The organism is Actinoplanes octamycinicus, assembly GCF_014205225.1.
GTDB classification, from domain to species: domain Bacteria; phylum Actinomycetota; class Actinomycetes; order Mycobacteriales; family Micromonosporaceae; genus Actinoplanes; species Actinoplanes octamycinicus.
The window spans coordinates 9,376,917-9,396,852 of sequence record NZ_JACHNB010000001.1; the positions used below are offsets into that span (position 1 = coordinate 9,376,917).

Consider the following 19,936-nt stretch of genomic DNA (forward strand, 5'->3'; position numbering starts at 1 on the left):
CACGACACGCGCTGCGGTCGTGCGCGGGCCGCAGCCTCGCGGGCCGGTTCGCACAGAGCTGCCAGTCGTACCGGAAAAGATCCGCGCGCAGGCAAGCGGCATCGCGGCAGCGAGAGGAGGAGGGCGCACCGAAAGCAGACCGTGGTGTTGCGTGGTGGGTCGGCGACCGTATGCAATGGCAGCATGACGGGAGCTGGCGAGCCGGCCTGGGCGCCGGGGTCCTTTCTGGATCTGATCAGCGCTGCTGAGCGGGACGAGCTGTTCGCGCTGGGGGCCACGCGGCGGCTGCCGGCCGGGCGGACGCTGCTGGCCGAGGGGCACCGGGACACCCAGGTGGAGCTGCTCCGGGAGGGGCAGGTCAAGGTGACCCGGCAGGTCGGCGGGGTGCCGCGGCTGCTGGCGATCCGGCTGCCCGGGGACATCGTCGGGGAGTTCGCCGCGTTCACCGGCAGCGAGCGGACCGCGACCGTGACCACCTGCGGTGACGTGGTGTCGACGGTGATCCGGCAGCGCGACTTCATGGACTTCGTCGGCAAGCATCCGAACGTGGCGGTCCAGGTCGCCGCGACCATCGGGCGGCGGCTGCGCTGGGCGAACGAGCGGCGCACCGAGTTCTCCGCGTTCCCGGCGCACGTGCGGCTGGCCCGGGTGCTCCTGGAGATCGCCACCAGCTGCGGCGAGGCGGTCGACGACGGGGTGCGGATCACCGTCGACCTGTCCCAGACCGAGCTGGCCTACCTGATCGGCGCCCGCGAGGACACCGTGCAGCGGGCGCTGCGCCAGCTGCGCGCCGACCGGCTGCTGCGGACCGGGTACCGGCGGATCGTGGTGCTCGACGAGGACGGGCTCCGCGATCTCGTCGAGCACGCCGAGTGGACCTGACGACTCCCGACGTTGCCGGACTCCGCCATATAACGGAAAGTCACTGCCGGACTGGTGCTCCAATGTGCTTCCACGTGCCTGACCGGCCGTGGCACCGATAGCGGGGATCGGTGACATGCCGAATATGTTACCGAAAGTGAGGGTCTGATGACTGTCGCTGATGGGTGGGGGGCACCTTGCAGCGAATTCTCGGAGGGCACGCGGTGACCCTCGTCGACGAGCCGGCCGCCCGGGCCCGGGCGGCCGGCGACCAGGACGGGCTGCGGGAGCTGGCCGCCCGCGGCGCGCTCGGCACCATCCCGGCGGGCGAGCGGCGGGCGCTCTACCAGCAGGCCTGGACGATCGCTCACCCGATCGTCTTCGAGGTGGTCACCCGGCGGCTGGAGCTGCGGCGCGGGCACCCGCACTGCGCCCGGGACCTGCGCCGGCTGGACGGTCCCTGCCTGGACGGCTTCCACGACGACGTGGAGGCCGTCGTCGACCATCTGTTCACGGTGACCCGGCCGATCCGCGACCTGGAGGCCTGGCTGGCCGCCCGGGCGCCGCACGCCACCATCGACGGGCACCGGCGCCGGCGCGGCGCCCGCGGCGCCCTGCAACGGCCCCGGATGACCCGGGCGCTGGCCGCCGCCCTGCCCGACGATCCGTGGCTGCACGAGCTGGCCCTGCGCCTGCTGGTCTGGGTGGGCCTGCCGGCCGGGGCGGGCGCGGTGCTCTGGCCGGTCGAGGTGTGGGCGCGGGACCGGGCCGGGTTCACCGGCGACCGGGAGGGCAGCACCCCGGCCCGGGTGCAGGCCGAGGTGGACGTGGTGCTGGCCGCGATGCGCCGCCGGCCGCAGTGGTACGAGGCGCACGTCGAGCGGCCGCTCGGCGGCAAGACCGCGCCGGTGGCCGGCTCGCCCGGGGACCGGCCCGGCGACCCGCGCCCGCTGACCGCCGACCCGGCGGACCTCGCCGAGGCCCGGATCGTGGAGACCGCGGCGGCCGCGGTCCAGGCGATCACGGCCGGGCTGGCCGGCGGCCGGGACGTGCCGGGGACCGTGGAGACGGTGCTGCGCACGCTGTTCCTGGACGGCACCGGGGTGGACGAGATCGACCGCCCGCCGGGCGGCGAGTCCGGCCCGGAGGCGCGGCTGTCAGCGCTGCTCGGCGACCCCGTCGCCCGGGACGCCCTGATCGGCCGGGTGGTGCGGATCATCGGCGAGCTCGGCGGCTAACGCCCGCAGTGCCCGGTGGCGGCCGGCCAGCTCCTCGGCCAGCACCGCCGCCGGGACGCCGTCGTCGGCCGCGGCCCGGGCGGCCGCCCGCAACTCGTCCTCGAGCAGCCGTCGCAGCCGCTCGGCCTGCTCGGGGCTGAGTTCCATCAGCGGTGTCCGCACCTGGTGATCATGTAATGATTCTGCACCCGCCATGGCACCTCCAGGGGTTCGCACATCTCTGACGGACGTGCGTCCCTCGGAAGCGGTCAGTCGGGGGTGGCGACGATGGTGAGCGCGGCGGCGACGATCCGGTTCAGGCGGTCCGGCTCGGTGAGCGCGCCGGTGATCCCGCCGACCGGGTCGGCGGCCAGGTGCGGCGGCTGGTCCAGGGTGCTGGTCAGCACACCGCCGAAGACCGAACGGATCACCTCGGCCACGGCCGCCTCGGCGGGCTCGCCGGTGGCCAGCCGGACCCGCAGCGCGCGGACCGCCTCGGCGGCCAGGCGCTGCAGCTCCGACTCGACCTGCTGGTCCGGCTCGGTGAGCGGCAGCGGGGCGATCGGCTCGCCGTAGGCGTCCACCCCGGTCACCGCGACCGGCGGCTGCTTGGCGCCGAGCGGGCGCTCGACGAACGACTCGTACCAGGCCGGGCGGCGGCGCATCGCGGCCAGCACCCGGTCGACGTCGCGGGCCACGGTGGCCGGCGAGCTGCCGGTCCAGTCGCCGGTGTGCCGGGCCCGCTGCTGCGCCCACGACTCCAGCGGCCAGGTGCCGGTGCCGGCGGTGCCGCGCACCCCGACCCAGACCAGGATGTCCACCGCCAGGGCGCTCAGCCAGCGGTCCTGGCCCAGCTCGGCGGCGAGCCAGCCGGGCAGCCGCGGACGCTGCAACGCGCCGCGGGCGCCGCGCCGGCGCCGGTGCGCGTTGACGGTGGCCGCGCCGACCCGGGCGGCCACCCAGGCCTCCAGTCGCAGAATCGGCTGGCGGGCGTGGGTGAGCAGGTCGTCGATGACCGCCTCGACGTCGTCGTGGAACCGGTCCAGACAGTCGTCGGCCAGCCGGTCCACGCCGGACGCGCAGGCCGGGTGGCCGCGCTGCAGCTCGACGCGACGGGTCAGCCGGGTGAACACGATCGGCCACACCAGGTCGTAGGCGGCCCGGGTCAGGGCCGCACGGCGCGGGCTGCCCGGGGCCGCGGCCGCGGCGAGCAGGCCGTCCGCGGCCAGATCGGACAGCATCCGTACGCCGGAAGCCGCGTTCCGTGACCGGTGGAGCGCTCCGCCCGTCGCCCGCGCCGGCCGGATTCGTACGCTCGTCTCGCCCACCGCTTCTCCTCAGCTGCCGTCCAAGTGGTTTGCAGCTTCCCCGCGCGCACCGGCGCTCCGCGAGGGCCCGGCCCGCCGAGTAACCCGGTTCAGGTACCCGATCAGTACCAACAGCCCCACCGCGGGCGATATCCGGCGGCCCGGGCAACCCTTCCGGTGGATGCCGACCCCGGCTGGTCCGTCAGACATCGGTGTCGTGGTCGCCGCCCCCGGGAGGACGCTCGTGCCCGATCTGTACGCCCTGCTGGTCGGCATCGACCGGTACCGGTCCCCGGACATCCCGCCGCTGCACGGCTGCGCCAACGACGTGCGCGCCGCGGCTGCCCAGCTCACCATCGACGCGGCGCCCGGCTGCCGGGTGCACACCCGGCTGCTGCTCGACGACGACGCGACCCGGGCCGCGGTGATCGCCGCGATCCGCGCGCACCTGGGCCGGGCCGGGCGGGACGACACCGCGCTGCTCTGGTTCGCCGGGCACGGCTCGGCCGCGCCGGTCCCGGACTGGGCCTGGTTCCGCGAGCCGACCGGCCGGCTGCAGACCCTGGTCTGCGCGGACAGCCGCACCCCGGGCGTGCCGGACCTGTGGGACAAGGAGCTGTCGGTGCTGCTCGACGTGGTCGCCGAGCGGGCCCGGCACGTGGCCGTGGTGCTGGACAGCTGCCACGCCGACGGGGCCACCCGGGAGCTGCTCGGGCAGGAGCCGGCGGCCCGGGCCCGGTCGGTGCCGCCGGCCCCGGACCGCGGGCCGGACTCGCTGATCGAGGAACTGCTCCGGCGGGCCGGGCAGCCGGCGCCGGAGCACGTCGCGCTGGCCGCCTGCCGCTCCGACGAGGCGGCCCGGGAACGCACCATCGGCGGGACGGTGCACGGGGTGTTCAGCTGGGCGCTGCTGGACGCGCTGCGCCGGCTCGGGCCGGACGCCACCTACCGGGAGCTGCTGGCCGCCACCCAGACCGCGGTCGAGCTGAGGTCCGGGCAGGTGCCGCAGCTGCGGCCGGCCGCGTCGCCGCTGGCCGACCACGAATTCCTGGACGGGACGGTACGCCGGGCCGGCACCGGGATCCGGATGCGGCACACCCGGGAGGGGTGGGCGATCGACGCCGGGGCGGTGCACGGGCTGCCCGAGGACGGCGGCGTACGGGTCGGGGTGCACGGGACCACGCGGGAGGCGACGGTGACCCGGGTCCGGGCGTTGACCAGCCTGGTCGAGCCGTGCGACGGATGGCAGCCGCGGGACGGCGAGCAGTTCCCGGTGGTGCTGACCGACGTGCCGCTGCCGCGGGCCACCGTGGCGGTCGCCGGCCTCGACCCGGCCGGGCTGGCGGCGTCCCCGCACGTCCGGGTGGTGGACGGCGACACCACCGTGCCGGACCTGCGGATCCGGACGGGCGGGCCGGGACGGGTGACGATCACCGACCATCACGGCGCGGTGCTCACCGAGACGGACACCGGCCGGCTGGTGCCGGCGGTCGAGCACCTCGCCCGGTGGTGGCTGCTGTCCCGGCTGGCCAACCCGGCCTCGTCGCTGGGCCGGCCGGTACGGATCGAGCTGCTCCGGCCGGCGCCCGGGCAGGAGCTGGCGCCGCGCACCGGCGGGGAGCCGCTGAGCACGGTGGCCGGGGTGTACCGGCTGCCGTACCGGTGGTCGAACGCCGGCTGGCAGCCGCCGGAGTTCTTCCTGCGGCTGCACAACACCACCGACCGGAAGCTGTACTGCGTGCTGCTCGACCTGACGCCGCGGTTCAAGGCGCACGCGCTGCTGTTCCCCGGCGACTTCATCGGGCCGGGTGAGCGCGGGGTGGCGCTGGACGGGCAGCGGGTCCGGGCGTTCCTGCCGGACCGGACGGCGCCCCGGCCCGGGGTACGGGTCCGGGACCGGCTCAAGCTGTTCGTGGCCGAGGAACAGTTCAGCCAGCAGCCGTTCCTGATGCCGGAGCTGGGTGAGCCGGTCGGCAGCCGGGGCGGATTCGGGCGGCGAGGGCTGCTGGAACGGCTGGGCGGGCAGGCGATCGGGCGGGACCTCGGGGCGGCGCGGGAGAAGGGTGCGGCGTACGAGTGGACGACCGAGACGGTGAACCTGGAGATCGTGGTGCCGCGGCTCGGGGAGGACCTGGCGTGAGCGGCGCGGATGCGGACGCCGCCGGGCTGCGGGGTGTGGAGGCGACCGCGGAGTGGGCGGCGCTGGAGCGTTATCAGCAGTCCGGTGATCCGGCGGACCTGGACGTGGCGATCGCGGCGGTCGAGCGGGCCGGGCCGCTGGACGGGGCCCGGCTGGGGCGGCTCGGTGAGCTGGTGCTGCAGCGGGCCGAGCGGGGGCCGGACGCCGACGGGGCGCGGCGGGCCGCGGACCTGCTGCGGCGGGCCATGGCGGAGCTGGACCCGGACGAGGACTGGTGGGTGTGGCTGCGGGGCGCGGCGGCGGAGCGGCTGGCCGGATTCCTCAGCGGGGACGTCGGGCTGCTGGAGAGTTCGGCCCGGGTGCTGGACGGGATGCGGGTGCGGGCGCTGCCGGACGAGGTGCTGGTGGCGGTGATGCAGGACCGGCTCCGGACCGAGGTGGGGCTGATCGAGAGCGGACGAAGCGGGACCGGGGTGGGGCCGGCGCCGATCCGCGGGCTGATCGCCGACGGGCATCGGCTGCTGGACCGGGCCGAGGACCCGGAACAGCGGGGGGTGCTGGCCGGGCTGCTCGCCTGCGCCGAGGTGATGGCGGTGAAGGCGGACTTCGGGCCGTTCGACGGGGAGCGGGTGCGGGCCTTGCTGCCGGTGGCGGAGCAGGCTCACGGCGGGCCGGACTGGGCGGCTTCGCTTGATCAGGTGCGGACGTTGCTGGACCAGTACGACGCGCTGATCGGCTCCGGTGCGCCGACCGGGACGGCGCCGGCGCAGCGCGCGGAGCCGGTGCCGACGCCGAGCGGTGGACCGACGGGTGGGGATCTGCTGCTCCGGGCCATGCGGCTGCTCCGGGACGGGGACCTGGCCGGGGCCGGGAAGATGGTGGCGCAGGCGCAGGGGCTGGCCGGTGCGGACGAGCCCTATCTGCGAACCGTGGCCGGGGTGCTCGGGTCGCTGACCGGCGACGGGCCGATGCCAGATGTCTCGGACATCGGCCTGGTGGGCAGCGGGAGCACCAGCAGCCGCGATGGCGGCGGCCGTGGCGGTGCGCAGCCGGCGGTGCTGCGGATCGCGGCGGCCATGCTGGTGGCGGCCGGAACCGCGGCGCAGGCCGGGCGCAACGGCGATCTCGGCGGGCTGCGGGCGGCCCGGGACGAGCTGGAACGGTTGATCGAGCGGGTTCCGGAGGGGAACGAGCCGCTGCGGGGACGGATCGCCGGGCTGGCCGCGAACGTGGACGCGGTGCTGGCCCGGGCGCAGGTCGGTGAGCTGGAGGTGGCGGCGCGGGCGGTTCGGTCGCATCGGCTGGCGCTGCGGCTGGCCGGCGGGGCACGCACGGCGGGCGGCGCCGAGGTGGCGGTCGCGCTGGGCGAGATGTTGCGGCTCAGCGGTACCGGCAACCTGGGCGGGGTGCGGCGGCTCGGACTGGACGCGCTGTGTTCGGCGGCGCCGGGCCGGCAGCCCGAGTGGGCGGCGCAGGTCATCGGCTGGTGCGCGGCCGATCTCGGCGCCGATCCGGACGCGGCGTGGGACCTGGTCGCGGTGCTGGACGCGGCCCGCAACCGGGAGCTGGGCCGGACCGCCGAACCGGTCAGCCTGGGCCGGGTGCGCGCGGCGCTGGCCGAGGTGGAAGCGGATGCCCTGGTGCATCTGCTGCCCGGCCGGGCGGTGCTGGTCACCGCGGACGGTTCGGTGGACGTGCTGCCGGCACCGCTGCTCGGGGTGCCGATCGAGGAGTTGCGCGGGTGGGCCGGGCAGGCGGTGCTGGACGAGTTGCTCGGGCGGCTCCCGGAGGCCGGCCGGCGGATGGTGGTGGTGCCGTTCGGGCAGCTGGCGGCGGTGCCCTGGGACGAGGATTCGCCGGTCCGGTGCGCGCGGTCGGCCGGTCTGCTGAGCGACCTCGGACGCTGACCGCCGCCGGCTGCCAGCGCACGTCAGATGCCGCGCAGGACGAGCGCCGCGGCGTGGGAGTGCGCGGCCGGGCCGGTGAGGGCGGCCGACCAGGCGGGTGGCAGCCCGGGGATCTCCGGGCGGGCCGGGTCGCGCAGCCACTGGTGGGTCAGGTGGACCGCCACGGCCGGCGGCCGGCCCTCGGTGAGCAGGTGGTGGTGCAGGGCGAAGAGCGCCGGGGCGGCGACCTCGGCGGGGACCGGGCGGTGCCAGCCGATCACGCTGGTGAGGCCGGCGGCGAGCAGGGCGTCGGCGCGGTCCGGGAAGCCGGTGCCGCTGGGGTCGGCGAGGATGGCCAGGCCGTGGCGTTCCTCCGGGGTCTGGTGGGCGTCCAGGTGGACGACGAGCCGGTCGGCCGGTGCGGCGTCGCGGTAGAAGGCGTCGTAGAGGGTGGCGGCGTCGCCCGTCGGCTCGCCGAGGAAGACCGGCCGGCGTCCGGGGGTGGGACGAGGCCGCTGGGACAGGTCGATCAGGGTGGCGGCGGTGGGGACGTAGGAGACGATCCCGTCATGACCCCGCAGAGGCCGGCGGCCGAGGGCGATGACCCGGTCCGGCTCGGTGGCGCCCAGCAGGGTGCAGCCGCCGGGTTGCGGGACGGCCAGGGCCTGCGCGCCGACGCGGTGCACCGCTTCCAGGACGGGAGCCAGCCGGTTCGCCAGACCGGTCAGCACCGCGCCGGTCGGGTAGCGCTCGTCGAGGAGTCCGGCCAGGGCGCAGGTGACCGCGACCAGGTCGGCGGGGGCGGCGGGGAGTTGACCGGCGGCGTCGAGCAGATGCCGGCCGGCCATCCGGAGGTCGTCGTCCCACTCCCCCGCGAGCCCCGCGGTGAGACGGCTGCGCTGGTAGCGGGCGAAGGCGGCGAGCACGTGATCACCGGAGCGGGTGCCGCCGCGGTGCAGAACCGCCGCGCTGATCGCGGCGAGGTCGTCCACGACGGCGGCGGACAGGGGCGGCGCGTCCGGCAGCAGCCGGGTGGCGACCGCGGTCCAGAGACCGGCGCCGCGGACCAGCCGGTCGCGAGCCGCCCGGCGCAACGCCTCCACCTCGGCGGCAGCGGTCGCCGCCCGCTGCCGCGGCACGGCCCGCGACGCGGCGGCGGCCGAGGGACTCCCCGACGAAGGGGTGGCCGGTGCCGCGCCCGCCGATGACGGACCGGCCGGTGACGAGGTGGCCGGTGACGGCGCCGATGGCGGGGAGGTGACCACGGCGACCGGGTAGTCGAGGGCGTCGCCGTTCAGCACCGCCTCCACGTCCAGGAACGACGGCATCGGCACAGTCAGCCCACCGCCCGCCGGGCCCGGGGTCTCCTTGAGCCGCTGCATCGCCGAGATCATCTTGTTGAAGTCCAGGCCCTGCCCGCCCCGGCCGAGCGCCTCCACCAGGTCGCGCATCGCCTCGGCCGCGGTCAGCGAGGTCCGCGCCAGCCGGCCGATCTCGGTGCTTTCCGGATGGTTCTCGATCAGGGTCCGGAACAGGCCGGTCGCCCGGTCCACGTCGGCCGTCCCGGGCAGCGGAGTGCGCGTGCGGACCGCGGTGAGCAGCAGCTCCGAGTCGTGCAGCGGGGCGACCGCCCGGCTGATCAGGAGCAGCCCGAGGAACAGCCGGCAGCTGTCGTCGACCGGGCCGTGCACCGCCGGGCTGCCCTGGGACTCCTCCAGGACCTCGATGGCCAGTTCCCGGTCGGTGTCCGGCCCGCCGTAGGCCAGGCTCCGCCCGGCGAGCATGGTGCCGAGCACGGCGGCCAGCCGGTACCGGTGGGTGTCGTCCGGGTCGCTCCAGGTCCGGGCCTCGGTCAGCGCCTCGACGGCGGCGTCCACGTCGGGTTTCGCCGCGGTGGTGCCGATCCCGGTCTGCCAGGCCCGGGCGGCGAGCAGCTGGCCCAGCTCGGCGAGGGGCCGGAACCGGGCCGGGCCGGTACGCCTGGCCAGCAACGCGCGCAGGGCGGTGATGCGGTCGTCGTACATCGGCGGCTCCTACTGTCCCCAGTGGGTGAAGCCGGCCCAGGCGACCAGGTCGGCCGGGTCGGCGTGGTCGAGCCGGTCACGCAGCGGCGCGGGCAGCAGCTCCCGGTCCCGGGCCGGGTCGAGCATCCACAGCTGCGCCTCGCGCAGCGCCTGCCAGGGCGGCAGCCCGCGGGTGACCAGGTGGTGGTGGAAGACGAACATCAGCAGCGCGGTGGCCCCGTCCGGGATCGCCCACTGGGTGGAGAGCACCGAGCGGGCGCCGGCCGCCAGGAACGTGGTGCCCAGGCTGTACGCCTCGTCGTAGCCGTGCACCGACCGCCCGGTGTGGCAGGCGGCGAGCACCACCAGCCCGATGTCCCGGCCGTCGGCCAGGTCCCGCGCGGTCAGCCGGTCGCCGCCGGCGAGCAGCAGATACGCCTCCCCGGCCGCGGTGTCGACCACCCCGTGGCAGGCCAGGTGCAGCAGGTCGCCGGCGCACGGGCCGGCGTCGGTGAGCCAGTCCCGGACCTCGCCGGCGGCACCGGCCCCGGACGGGCTGACCGGGCCGTCCGGCAGCCGGCCGACGTAGCGGGCGCCGCCGTAGAAGGTGCGCTGCACGGCGAACGCCTCGAGCCGGGCGGCCGGCAGGTCGCGGGCCGCGCCGCCGGTGTCCGGGTCGCCGACGACCAGGCCGAGCGGGCTGACCGGGATCGGTGGCCGGGCGGCCGAGTGGCAGAGCATCCGGGCCGAGGCGGCCTGCGAGATGGCGATCCGCTGCACGGCGTACCGGCCGTCGCCGCCGCGCGCGGCGTGCCACGGGATCCGGGCCAGCTCGCCCATCGGCACCAGCACCACCCGGGGCACCCGGCGCGCGGTGGCCGGCGCCACCCGGGGCAGGGCCCGTTCGATGAGCGGGCCGATCGCCGCCCGCCACGCCCAGTCGCACATCCGCTCGACGGCCGCGACCAGGTCGTCGCCGCCGGGCGCCGGCGCCGGGCCCAGGTCGCGGGCCAGGCTGCGCAGGTAGCGTTCCACGTCCACCTCGGCGTCCACCCGCAGGAACGGCAGGATCAGATAGGCCGGTGGGCCGGTGGCCGGGGCGAGCACCGCGAAGCCGGGCTGCACCCCGTCGGCCGGCACCAGGTAGACCAGCGCGTCGGCGTCCAGCCGGGCCAGCGCGGCCTGGATCTCGTCGAGGCCGGGCGGGTCGAGCAGCGCGGTGTCGCCGGTCTCGGCCAGCGCCGACCACACCTCGGCGCGCAGCGCGGCGGGCAGGCTCTCCGGGTCGCCGCCGGCCCGGGCGGCCCGCCAGCGCCGGGCCAGTCCGGTACGCCCGGCCCGGTCCAGCCGCTCCGCCACCCCGGCGGTCTGGGTGGCCGCGTAGAGCGCCAGCCCGCGCCCGGAGTCCAGCGCCCGCAGCACCCCGGCCGGGTCCCCGTCGCTGAGGAACTGCCGGGCCACGTCGATCGCGTCCCGGGCCGCGTCGCGCACCGCCGACCGGGTCGCCGCCGGGCTGGACTGGATCAGCGCCCGCCAGGCGTGCCGGCGCAGGCCGTCCAGCGAGGCCTGCCCGGCGTCGGTGCTGCCGGGCAGCCGCCGGCGGGCCACCGACAGCATCTCGTTGATCATCGCCCACTGCGGGTGCCGCGGCCCGCCGGCCAGCGTCCGGGCCTCCTCCAGCGCCTCGGCGGCCGCGCGCAGGTCGGCGATCCCGCCGCCCAGCTCGTTGCGGCGGAACAGGCCCATGGCGAGCAGCCCGAGCTGGGTGGCGCGGCCCGGGTGACCGGCCGGCAGCACCCGCAGCGCGGCCCGGATCCGGTCGATGCCGGCGTCGACCCGGTCCCGGTCGCTGTCCATGGCGAACTCGGCCAGCCCGGCGCCGCCGAGGAAGAGCGCCCGGTCGTGGTCGCTGATCCCGGGCCGGTCGGCCAGCTCGCCGAGCGCGGCCAGGTCGGCCGGGTCGAGCGGGGTCTCCGGGTCGTCGATCAGCCGGGCGAACGGTTCCGCGACGCGCATCAGGTCGTCCAGCCCGGATCGCGCCGGGTGGTCCGCGGGCAGACCGTCGAACACCGTCTTGAGCTGCCGGAACGCGTCCCCCGGATCCTCCCCGCGCTCGTTGGCGGTCCACGCGCGGTAGGCGGCGTCGAGCAGGTCGGCGTGCCCGTCCGCGCCGGGCAGCCCGGCGGCCTGCTCGCGGATCGCGGCGATCTCCCGGTCCACGCGCAGCAGCGGGGCCTCGTCGCCGTCGGCGCGGGCCTGCTCGCGCAGCACCGCCATCCGGGCCAGCCCGACCAGGGTGCGGGCCGCCGGATCGTCCGGGAAGGCGGCCAGCTCGGCGAGCGCGGCCCGCGGGTCGGTGAGCCGGGACTCGGCGATCGCCAGCAGCATCGAGGCGGCCCGCGCGGCGCACCGCTGGCGGGGCCAGGCCGGGTCGCCCGGCGGGTCCGCGTCGGCGAGCCGCAGCAGCGCGTCGACCTGCTGGACGCGGCGGATGTCGGAACCGTCGGCGGTGTCCCGCAACAGCCGGCCGACGAGGGCGGCGGCGAGCGGGCCGCGTACCGGAAATCCGTCCGGGAACCGCAACAGGTCGGCGACCGCCGCGTCGAGATCTCCCTCGCCGCGGGCGGCGCGGCCGATGGCCGCGCACCGCGCGCCGATCCCCGCCTCGATCATCCGGTCACCTCCAGGTCCGTCTCGCCACCGGGATCTGACGGACCGATTCCGGTACGCCGGGGAGCGCGCGGCCTGTCCGTCAGATGTCGGCGCGAGGAAACACGTACGAGAGGAAGCGCACCGGCGATGGACCAGGAAGTGATGTTCGTCAGCATGGTCTGCAGCTCCCAGCGCCTGCCCACGGTCCTGCGGTTCCGCTGGGACGGGAGCATGTTCGTGGCGGTGGGAGCGTCCAAGCAGCGTCCGGGAAGTGTCATCCCGCCGGGCGACGGCGGCCCGGTGCACGGCGGGTTCGGCACCACGCCGGCCTATCCGGGATGTCCCTATTGCGGCGCGGACGGGTTCGTCCACTGCGGCCGCTGCAAGGAGCTCAGCTGTCACGACGACAGCTGGGAGGTCTTCACCTGTCCGCGGTGCGGCAACTCCGGCCGGATCACCGGGACCATCGACTCGGTCTCCGGACTGGGCACCGCATGAGCCCGGCGCAGACCACCCGCCGGGTCCGCGGGACGCACGGCGATTACACCGTGGTCGGCGAGGCGATCAACGCGGGCGGGGTGGGCAGCATCTTCCGCACCACCGACCCGAAGTGGGTCTACAAGGAGTACCACTCGCCGGACAAGGCGCCGCCGGCCGAGCACCTGCAGCGGCTGGTGGACATCGGCCGGGACGTGCTGATCCGGCAGGGTCAGGAGATCGGGTCGCGGCCGGAGTCGTCGATCAACTGGCCGGTGGACGTGGTCCGGGACGCCGGCGGCCGGATCGTCGGCTGTGTCCTGCCGGCCATCCCGGACCGGTACTTCCACCCGACGCTGAACTGCGTGAACACCATCGAGTTCCTGGTCATGCGACGGTCCGGGCCGCCGGCCGCGACGTACCGGATGGTGGTGCTGCTGCGGATGGCCGAGATCCTCGCCTTCGTGCACAGCAAGCGCCTGGTGCACGGCGACGTGAACGCCAAGAACGTGGCGTGGACGCTGCGGCCGGAGCCGGCGGCGTACCTGATCGACTGTGACGGCATGGTGCCGCAGGACCCGCCGCCGACCAGCGGGGTGCAGGCGAACTACTGGACCGATCCGCGCGTGGTGGACCGGGTGGTGCCGGCCCAGGACCACTACAGCGACTGGTACTGCCTGGCGCTGGCGTTCTACCGCGGGCTGCTGCTGCCGGCCGGCGGGAATCTGCCCAAGGTGAACGGGACCTGGGCGGCGCCCAGCCAGATCCCGGACGACCTGGATCCGCGGATCGCCGGGCTGCTGCGTCGCGGGCTGACCGATCCGCTCGACCCGAGCCGGCGGCCGGAGCCGGCCGAGTGGGTGACCACGCTGATGCAGGTGTACATCGTCGGCGGGAAGTACGACGATGCCGCCCTGGCCAAGCTGGACCGGGCGCTCGGGATGCCGAAGCCGGATCCGGTGACCTTCACCCCACTGCCGCCGACGCCGCCACCGCCGTCGCCGCCACCCGGCGTGCGCCCCGGCACCCGGCCGCCGCCACCGCCGCCACCGCCGTCGCCCGCGCCGGGGATGCGGCCGCCGCCACCGCGGACGCCCCCGTTCGCGCCGCCGCCACCGCGGATGCCCCCGTTCGCCCCGGCGCCGCCGCGCCCGGTGCCGCCGCCGCGCTATTCCGAGCCGCCGGCCGGCCGGCTCGCCCTCTGGGCGATGGACGGCGGGATCCGCTGGTACCTGCCGATCGCCCTGATGACCATCTGCCTCTTCCCGGTGGCCGGGATCCTCGCCCTGATCGTGCTGCTGCAGACCCTCAAGGTCGACCAGCACCGGCCCGGCCGCACCCCGGCCGTGGTCAGCAGCAGCGTGGTCCTGGCGATCTGCGCCGCCGAACTTCTCAGCACCCTCAGGTGACCGTCCCGTTCTAGGAGCACCGCATGACCCAGTCCGAACTCTTCACCGTCTTCCCCGTCTTCCTGCTGGTCGACGTCAGCGCCTCGATGGCCGGCGGCCCGATCGAGGCGGTCAACAAGGCCCTGCCCGACATCCAGAACGAGATGCGGGTCAACCCGATGGTCGGCGAGATCGCCCGGATCGGGCTGACCACGTTCTCCGACGAGGCCCGGGTGGTGATCCCGATGTGCGACCTGGCCGACGCCCACCTGCCGGAGCTGATGGTGGAGGGTGGCACCAACTTCGCGGCCGCGTTCCGCGGGGTCCGCCAGGCGATCGAATCCGGACTGACCTCGCTGCCCAAGGGCACCCCGGTCTACCGGCCGGTGGTCTTCTTCATGAGCGACGGCGCGCACCAGTCGCACGACGACTGGGTGGCGCCGCTGAAGGAGCTGCGGGACTCCGGGTGGAAGTTCGCGCCCGAGGTGGTCACCTTCGGCTTCGGCCAGTCGCAGCGGGAGTCGCTGCAGAAGATCGCCACCCGGTTCGCCTTCGAGGCCAAGGGCGACGACACGGTCAACCAGGTCCGGGAGATCATGAGCGCGATCGTGCGCAGCATCCGCACCACGTCGACCAGCCTGGCCGACCCGTCCAAGGCGCAGGGGCTCTACCTGGACACCCCGACCGAGACGTTCACCCAGCTGCCGACGCTGACGATCTGATCGGGTGGTCATGCAGAGATCTGACCGACGCCGCTTCCCCGACCTGTCCCGGCTGCGCGGGCCGGCCCCGGCGCCGGCCGTCGAGGCGGCCGAGCCGGAGCCGGTGGCGACCGAACCCCCAACCGAGCCCGCAACCGAGCCCGCAACCGGAATCGAGGCCGGGACCGAAGCCGGGACCGAAGCCGGGACCGAGGCCGAGGTCGAGGCCGGGACCGAGGCCGAGGTCGAGGAGACTCCGGCCGGGCCGGTCGACCTGGCCGGCGAGGCGCCCACCATCGGCCGGGCCACCGCGCCGCACCTGGGCCGGCTCAACCCGGGCACCGCGCTGCGCCCGCCGGCCGTCGCGCTGGACGGCACCACCGCCGGGCCGTTCCGGGTGGCCGCCGCTTCCATGATCGGAACCGGTCATCTGGCCTCCGGGCATCCGCGCCAGGACGCCTACAACTTCATGGCCGGCGACTCCGGGCGGCTCTACGTCGCGATCGCCGACGGGCTCGGCTCCCGGCCGATCTCCCAGCTCGGCGCGCACCTGTTCACCGAGTCGGTGCTGCTCGCCGCCGCCGAGGCGGACCCGCTCCCGGACGACCCGGACCCGGCGGCGCTGCTGCGCCGGGCCAGCCTGCGGACCGCCGACCTGGTCGACCGGGTCCACGGACAGGATCCGCGGACCGCCGGGTTCGTCGGGGCGGTCGCGGTGCTCACCGGGACCGGCGGCCGGCTGGCCCGGATCGGTGACGTGTCCGCGTTCACCCTGGCCGGCGGGGAGTTCACCGAGCTGTTCGCGGCCGACGAGGGGCTGGTGAACGTCGTGACCGCGTCGATGCCCGGGGAGCGCGCGGAGGAGATCGAGCTGGTCGCCGTGCCGGCCGCGCCGGTGCTGGTGCTCGGCACCGACGGGCTGGCCAACGACCTGCGCACCTCCGGCACGCTGCGGGAGTGGCTGGGCGAACGGTGGCGGGTGCCGCACCTGCCGTTCGGGATCGGCGACACGCTGCGCTACCGGCGGCAGGGCTCCCACGACGACCGGACCGCCGTGCTGGTCTGGCGCGATGCGGCGCCGGCCGCGGACCCCACCGACGAGGCCGGCGCGGAGCGGGCCGATGAGACGTGAGCTCACCGGCGGCGGGCTGCTCTCGCCGCTGCACTTCCCGCTGCTGTTCCTCCTGCTCTGGGGCGTGCTCAGCCTGCCCTACGGCCCGCTGCTGGCGCTGCCCGGCGCGGCGGTGCTGACCGTGCTGCTCGCGGCCGGGGTGAGCCGGATGGCCGGTTCGGCGTGGTTCCGCGGACTGGACCGGCGGCCGGCCCGGCGCACCCTGGCGCTGTGCCTGACCGTGCTGCCGGCCGCGGTCACCACGATGCTGACCGCGCTGCTCGGGCTGAGCCTGATCTGGGCGGTCCCGCTCGGGCTGGTGCTGCTGACCGGGGCCACCGCGATCCACCTGACCACGCCGCGGCCCCGGCATCCGCGGAGCTGGCCGGCGCCACCGCCACAGCCGCCACCGGCTTCGCTGGCCCCGCCGCCGTTCGTCCCGGCGCCCGGGAGGCCGGGGACTCCCCCGCCGCCGCCCGACCGGCTGGCGCACGCCCGGGAGGTGCTCACGGCTTCCGGGCCCGGCGCGGCGCTGCCCGTACTGCAGATGGCGATCAGCGACCCGGCGGTCGATCCGGTCCCGGCCCTCGCGGTCGCCGACGAGCTGGTCGAGGCGGAGAGCCGGCGGGCCGAGCAGACCCACGACGACCGGCCCTACGCGGCCGCCATCGCCGTGCTGACCGACCTGGTGCAGCGGCATCCGGACGTGCCCGGCGGGCGCAGCCTGGTGCACAGCCACCGGGCCCAGTTCCTGATGTTCCAGGCCGGTCGCCTCACCGAGACCACCGCCGCGGACGACCCGGCCCTGGCCGGCAAGCTGCAGGAGCTGTTCGGCCGCACCGAGACCGAGCTGCGCGCCGCGATCGGCGCCGCGCCGCCCGGCAGCGCCGACTGGGCCCGGGAGAGCGCCGCGCTCGGGCTGCTCTACTGCCATGCCGGCGACCGGATCGACGAGGGCATCTCGCTGATCCGGCGCGGCCTGGACGAACGGCTGCCCCGCGAGCAGCGCGCCCAGGCCGGCCTGGACCTGGCCGAGGCGCTCGGCGTCCGGATCCGGCGGGAGGCGCGGCCCGGCGACCGGGACGAGGTCGACCACCTGCTGCGACAGGTCGCCCGGGCCGGGCCGCCCTACGACGAGCGGGCCGCCGCGCTGCGTGCCGCACTGTGAATCGGTGCTCCCGGACGGTTGCCATTCCGGATCGCGAACGATAGACAGTGATGTCTGTCCGATAGGGATCGTGGAGGGTGCCGTGACGGAGCCGAACGACTGGGTGCCGGCCGGGATCGACGTCAACCAGCCGAGCGCCGCCCGGGTCTACGACTACTTCCTGGGCGGGGCGCACAACTTCGCGGTGGACCGGGCGCTCGCCGAGCAGATCGCCGCGATGACGCCGAACATCGGCGAGACCATGCGGTCCAACCGGGTCTTCCTGCGCCGCGCGGTGCGCTACCTGGCCGGGCAGGGGGTGCGCCAGTTCCTCGACATCGGCTCCGGCATCCCGACCGCCGGCAACGTGCACGAGATCGCCCTGGCGGCGGCGCCGGACGCCCGGGTGGTCTACGTCGACATCGACCCGGTGGCGGTCGAGCACAGCCGGGCGATCCTGGCCGGCGTCGACGGCACCGGGGTGATCCTCGCCGACATGCGCGACGTGGACCGGGTGCTGGCCGAGGCGGAGAAGGCCGGGCTGGACTTCAGCCAGCCGGTCGCCGTGCTGCTCGCCGGGGTGCTGCACTTCGTGCCGGACAGCGACGACCCGGGCGCGCTGGTGGCGGCGCTCGGCGCGGCCGTGGTGCCGGGCAGCTACCTGCTGATCTCGCACGCCACCGCGGACGGGCAGCCGCCCGAGGTGATCGAGGCGCAACGGCTCTCCGGCCGGACCGGGACCGAGATCGTGCTGCGGCCGGCGGCGGTGCTCACCTCGTACTTCAAGGGTTTCGATCTGGTCGACCCGGGCCTGGTCTTCATCCCGCAGTGGCGGCCGGACCCGAGCGACCCGGTCGACGAGCACCCGGAGCGAGTGGGGGCGTACGCCGGCGTCGGCCGCAAGGGATGACCGACTTCGCCCAGCTGTGGCGGCGGCGGGTCGCGCCCGAGGGTTTCGTCCCGCTGGACGGCGCGGCCCTGGAAGCGCTGCTGGACCGGCTCACCCGCCGGCTCCTGGAGGACGATCCGGCCGCCGCCCGGGAGGTCGGCGCGGAACTGGTGCACGCCCACCTGACCGATCCCGGCGTGCTCGCCGCCACCATCACCACGATCGGCGCGGCGCTGCCCAGCGCCCGGCTCGCGGAGATCCAGGCCGCGGTCGCCGAGGGGTACGCGCACGCCCTGCGCGAGGCCACGATGGCCGAGCAGGAACGCCTCGGCCGGGCGGTGCTGGACGCGCACGCCACCGCCGAGCGCGCGCTGCGGGCCAGCGAGTCCCGGCTGCGCGCGATCTTCCACAACGCCGCGGTCGGGATCGGCGTGAGCACCATGGACGGCCGGATCGTGCGGGTCAACCAGGCCTTCGCCGATCTGCTCGGCTACACCCCGGACGAGCTGTGCGCGATGACCGTCCCGCAGCTGGCCCACCCGAGCGATCCGCCCGGGATGTGGCGGCTCTACGACGAGATGATCCGCGGCGAGCGGGACCACGTGCGCCTGGAGAAGGCGTACTTCCGCCGGGACGGCACCGTGGTGTGGACCGACCTGTCCTCGTCGCTGATCCGCGACGACGACGGCAAACCCGAGCTGACCATGGCGATGGTGCACGACATCACCGACCGGCGCCGGCTCAAGGAGAGCCTGGAGCACCAGGCCAGCCACGACCCGCTGACCGGCCTGCCGAACCGGTTGATGATCGCCGCCCACCTGGACAAGGTGTTCGCCACCGCGGGCCGGGTCGGTCTCTGCTACCTCGACCTGGACGGCTTCAAACGGATCAACGACACGCTCGGTCACCAGGTCGGCGACGCGCTGCTGGTGACCGTCGCCGAGCGGATCGCGGCGTGCGCCGACGAGCCGTGCCGGATCGCCGGGCGGATGAGCGGCGACGAGTTCGTCCTCGCGGTCCGCGACCCGTCCGGGCCGGCCGAGATGAGCGCCCTGGCCGAGCGGCTGCTGGCCGAGCTGACCCGGCCCTACCAGATCGGCCGGCACCGGCTGCGGGTGTCGGCCAGCATCGGCGTGGTGGACAGCGACGTGCCGGGCACCACCCCGGACGAGCTGATGAAGGCCGCCGACCTCACCCTGTACGTCGCGAAGTCCGAGGGCAAGGCCCGGTTCGTGATGTACGACGCGGACCGCAACGCCCGGCAGGCCGCCCGGTACACGCTGGCCGCCGCCATCCCGGACGCCCTGGACCGGGCCGAGTTCACCGTGGTCTACCAGCCGCTGGTGGCCTTCGCCGACGAACGGCTGTGCGGCGTCGAGGCGCTGGTCCGCTGGCGGCACCCGGTGCTCGGCACGCTCACCCCGGACACCTTCATCCCGCTCGCCGAGGAGACCGGCGTGATCGTCGCCCTCGGCCGGCACGTGCTGCGCGAGGCGTGCGCCCAGGCCGCGTCCTGGCCGGACGTCTTCGTCAGCGTCAACGTGACGGTCGCCCAGGTCCGCGAGCCGAGCTTCCCGGCCGAGGTGGCCGCGATCCTCGCCGAGACCGGCCTGGACCCGCGCCGCCTGGTCCTGGAGCTGACCGAGAGCGCGGTGATGGACTCCGACGGGGCGCCGCTCGCCGCCCTGGACTGCCTGGCCGGGCGCGGCATCCGGATCGCCATCGACGACTTCGGCACCGGCTACTCGAACCTGGCCTACCTGCGCCGCCTGCCGATCCACATCCTCAAGCTGGCCGGCCCGTTCGTGGACGGGCTGCGCGAGTCGTCGTCGGTCGACGAGCAGATCGTCCGGACCATCGTGACCCTGGCGCACGCGCTGCAGGTGACCGTGACGGCGGAGGCGGTGGAGACCCGCGACCAGGCGGACCGGTTGCGGGAGCTGGGCTGCGACACCGCGCAGGGCTACCTGTTCTCCCGTCCGCTGCCGCCGGAGTCGCTGATCCCGCTGCTGCGGGGCGCCGCCTGCGCCGCCCACCCCTAGTACGGCGTGTCTCGTGATCCCGCCGGGTCACGAGACACGCCCTGGAGCGGGCTTGCGGGGGCGAGCGAGACTGGCGCGATGAGCGCCGCTTTCGATACGTATCCATGCCCGCACT

15 protein-coding genes are annotated in these 19,936 nt (G+C 75.6%); 11 read left to right on the forward strand and 4 right to left on the reverse strand.

Annotated features, from left to right (window positions below):
- Positions 1–183: 183 nt before the first annotated feature.
- The gene (locus BJY16_RS42490) at positions 184–882 is read left to right on the forward strand and encodes a Crp/Fnr family transcriptional regulator (protein ID WP_185045338.1); all 699 of its coding nucleotides are present in this window, start codon (positions 184–186) and stop codon (positions 880–882) included.
- 203 nt (positions 883–1,085) lie between these two features.
- A complete protein-coding gene (locus BJY16_RS42495; protein ID WP_185045340.1) occupies positions 1,086–2,099 on the forward strand; it encodes a hypothetical protein in 1,014 nt (337 codons plus the stop codon).
- On the opposite strand, the gene BJY16_RS42500 is transcribed toward BJY16_RS42495, so the two are convergent.
- Both BJY16_RS42500 and BJY16_RS42505 read right to left on the reverse strand, forming a co-directional pair.
- Complete coding sequence (locus BJY16_RS42500) at positions 2,019–2,261, reverse strand: hypothetical protein (protein ID WP_185045341.1); 243 nt, start codon at positions 2,259–2,261, stop codon at positions 2,019–2,021. The genes BJY16_RS42495 and BJY16_RS42500 overlap by 81 nt on opposite strands.
- Before the next feature lie 86 nt (positions 2,262–2,347).
- On the reverse strand, positions 2,348–3,319 hold the full coding sequence (locus BJY16_RS42505) for a hypothetical protein (RefSeq protein ID WP_185045343.1): 972 nt from the start codon (positions 3,317–3,319) through the stop codon (positions 2,348–2,350).
- 310 nt (positions 3,320–3,629) lie between these two features.
- Here BJY16_RS42505 and BJY16_RS42510 point away from each other — a divergent pair, with 310 nt between their 5' ends.
- On the forward strand, positions 3,630–5,525 hold the full coding sequence (locus tag BJY16_RS42510) for a caspase family protein (protein WP_185045345.1): 1,896 nt from the start codon (positions 3,630–3,632) through the stop codon (positions 5,523–5,525).
- A complete protein-coding gene (locus BJY16_RS42515) occupies positions 5,522–7,432 on the forward strand; it encodes a hypothetical protein (RefSeq protein ID WP_185045347.1) in 1,911 nt (636 codons plus the stop codon). The genes BJY16_RS42510 and BJY16_RS42515 overlap by 4 nt, the downstream gene beginning before the upstream one ends.
- A gap of 23 nt (positions 7,433–7,455) precedes the next feature.
- Here BJY16_RS42515 and BJY16_RS42520 read toward each other — a convergent pair whose 3' ends face one another.
- A complete protein-coding gene (locus BJY16_RS42520) occupies positions 7,456–9,435 on the reverse strand; it encodes a hypothetical protein (protein WP_185045348.1) in 1,980 nt (659 codons plus the stop codon).
- A gap of 9 nt (positions 9,436–9,444) precedes the next feature.
- The gene (locus tag BJY16_RS48845) at positions 9,445–12,087 is read right to left on the reverse strand and encodes a CHAT domain-containing protein (RefSeq protein WP_185045350.1); all 2,643 of its coding nucleotides are present in this window, start codon (positions 12,085–12,087) and stop codon (positions 9,445–9,447) included.
- Between the two features lie 126 nt (positions 12,088–12,213).
- On the opposite strand from BJY16_RS48845, the gene BJY16_RS42530 reads away from it, so the two are divergent.
- The 7 genes from BJY16_RS42530 (at position 12,214) to BJY16_RS42560 (ending at position 19,821) form a co-directional block, all read left to right on the forward strand.
- The gene (locus BJY16_RS42530) at positions 12,214–12,564 is read left to right on the forward strand and encodes a hypothetical protein (RefSeq protein ID WP_185045351.1); all 351 of its coding nucleotides are present in this window, start codon (positions 12,214–12,216) and stop codon (positions 12,562–12,564) included.
- Entirely contained in the window at positions 12,561–13,952 is a 1,392-nt protein-coding gene (locus BJY16_RS42535; protein ID WP_185045353.1) for a protein kinase family protein, read from the forward strand. Before BJY16_RS42530 ends, BJY16_RS42535 begins: the two co-directional genes overlap by 4 nt.
- Positions 13,953–13,975: 23 nt before the next feature.
- Positions 13,976–14,653, forward strand: coding sequence for a vWA domain-containing protein (locus BJY16_RS42540; protein WP_185045355.1), 678 nt, complete (start codon positions 13,976–13,978; stop codon positions 14,651–14,653).
- A 10-nt stretch (positions 14,654–14,663) separates the two neighbouring features.
- Positions 14,664–15,764, forward strand: a complete 1,101-nt coding sequence (locus BJY16_RS42545; protein ID WP_185045357.1) for a protein phosphatase 2C domain-containing protein — start codon at positions 14,664–14,666, stop codon at positions 15,762–15,764.
- A complete protein-coding gene (locus BJY16_RS42550) occupies positions 15,754–16,911 on the forward strand; it encodes a hypothetical protein (RefSeq protein WP_185045359.1) in 1,158 nt (385 codons plus the stop codon). The genes BJY16_RS42545 and BJY16_RS42550 overlap by 11 nt, the downstream gene beginning before the upstream one ends.
- Before the next feature lie 82 nt (positions 16,912–16,993).
- Positions 16,994–17,800 carry an SAM-dependent methyltransferase gene (locus tag BJY16_RS42555; RefSeq protein WP_185045361.1) on the forward strand — a complete coding sequence of 269 codons (807 nt, stop codon included), beginning with the start codon at positions 16,994–16,996 and terminating at the stop codon, positions 17,798–17,800.
- Positions 17,797–19,821 carry a putative bifunctional diguanylate cyclase/phosphodiesterase gene (locus tag BJY16_RS42560; RefSeq protein ID WP_185045363.1) on the forward strand — a complete coding sequence of 675 codons (2,025 nt, stop codon included), beginning with the start codon at positions 17,797–17,799 and terminating at the stop codon, positions 19,819–19,821. The genes BJY16_RS42555 and BJY16_RS42560 overlap by 4 nt, the downstream gene beginning before the upstream one ends.
- The last annotated feature ends 115 nt before the right edge of the window (positions 19,822–19,936 follow it).

Coding starts and splice junctions, on each gene's coding strand:
- BJY16_RS42490 (WP_185045338.1), top strand. CDS start 184: ATGACGGGAGCTGGCGAGCCGGCCTGGGCGCCGGGGTCCTTTCTGGAT.
- BJY16_RS42505 (WP_185045343.1), bottom strand. CDS start 3,319: ATGCTGTCCGATCTGGCCGCGGACGGCCTGCTCGCCGCGGCCGCGGCC.
- BJY16_RS42520 (WP_185045348.1), bottom strand. CDS start 9,435: ATGTACGACGACCGCATCACCGCCCTGCGCGCGTTGCTGGCCAGGCGT.
- BJY16_RS48845 (WP_185045350.1), bottom strand. CDS start 12,087: ATGATCGAGGCGGGGATCGGCGCGCGGTGCGCGGCCATCGGCCGCGCC.
- BJY16_RS42530 (WP_185045351.1), top strand. CDS start 12,214: ATGGACCAGGAAGTGATGTTCGTCAGCATGGTCTGCAGCTCCCAGCGC.
- BJY16_RS42535 (WP_185045353.1), top strand. CDS start 12,561: ATGAGCCCGGCGCAGACCACCCGCCGGGTCCGCGGGACGCACGGCGAT.
- BJY16_RS42540 (WP_185045355.1), top strand. CDS start 13,976: ATGACCCAGTCCGAACTCTTCACCGTCTTCCCCGTCTTCCTGCTGGTC.
- BJY16_RS42545 (WP_185045357.1), top strand. CDS start 14,664: ATGCAGAGATCTGACCGACGCCGCTTCCCCGACCTGTCCCGGCTGCGC.
- BJY16_RS42550 (WP_185045359.1), top strand. CDS start 15,754: ATGAGACGTGAGCTCACCGGCGGCGGGCTGCTCTCGCCGCTGCACTTC.
- BJY16_RS42560 (WP_185045363.1), top strand. CDS start 17,797: ATGACCGACTTCGCCCAGCTGTGGCGGCGGCGGGTCGCGCCCGAGGGT.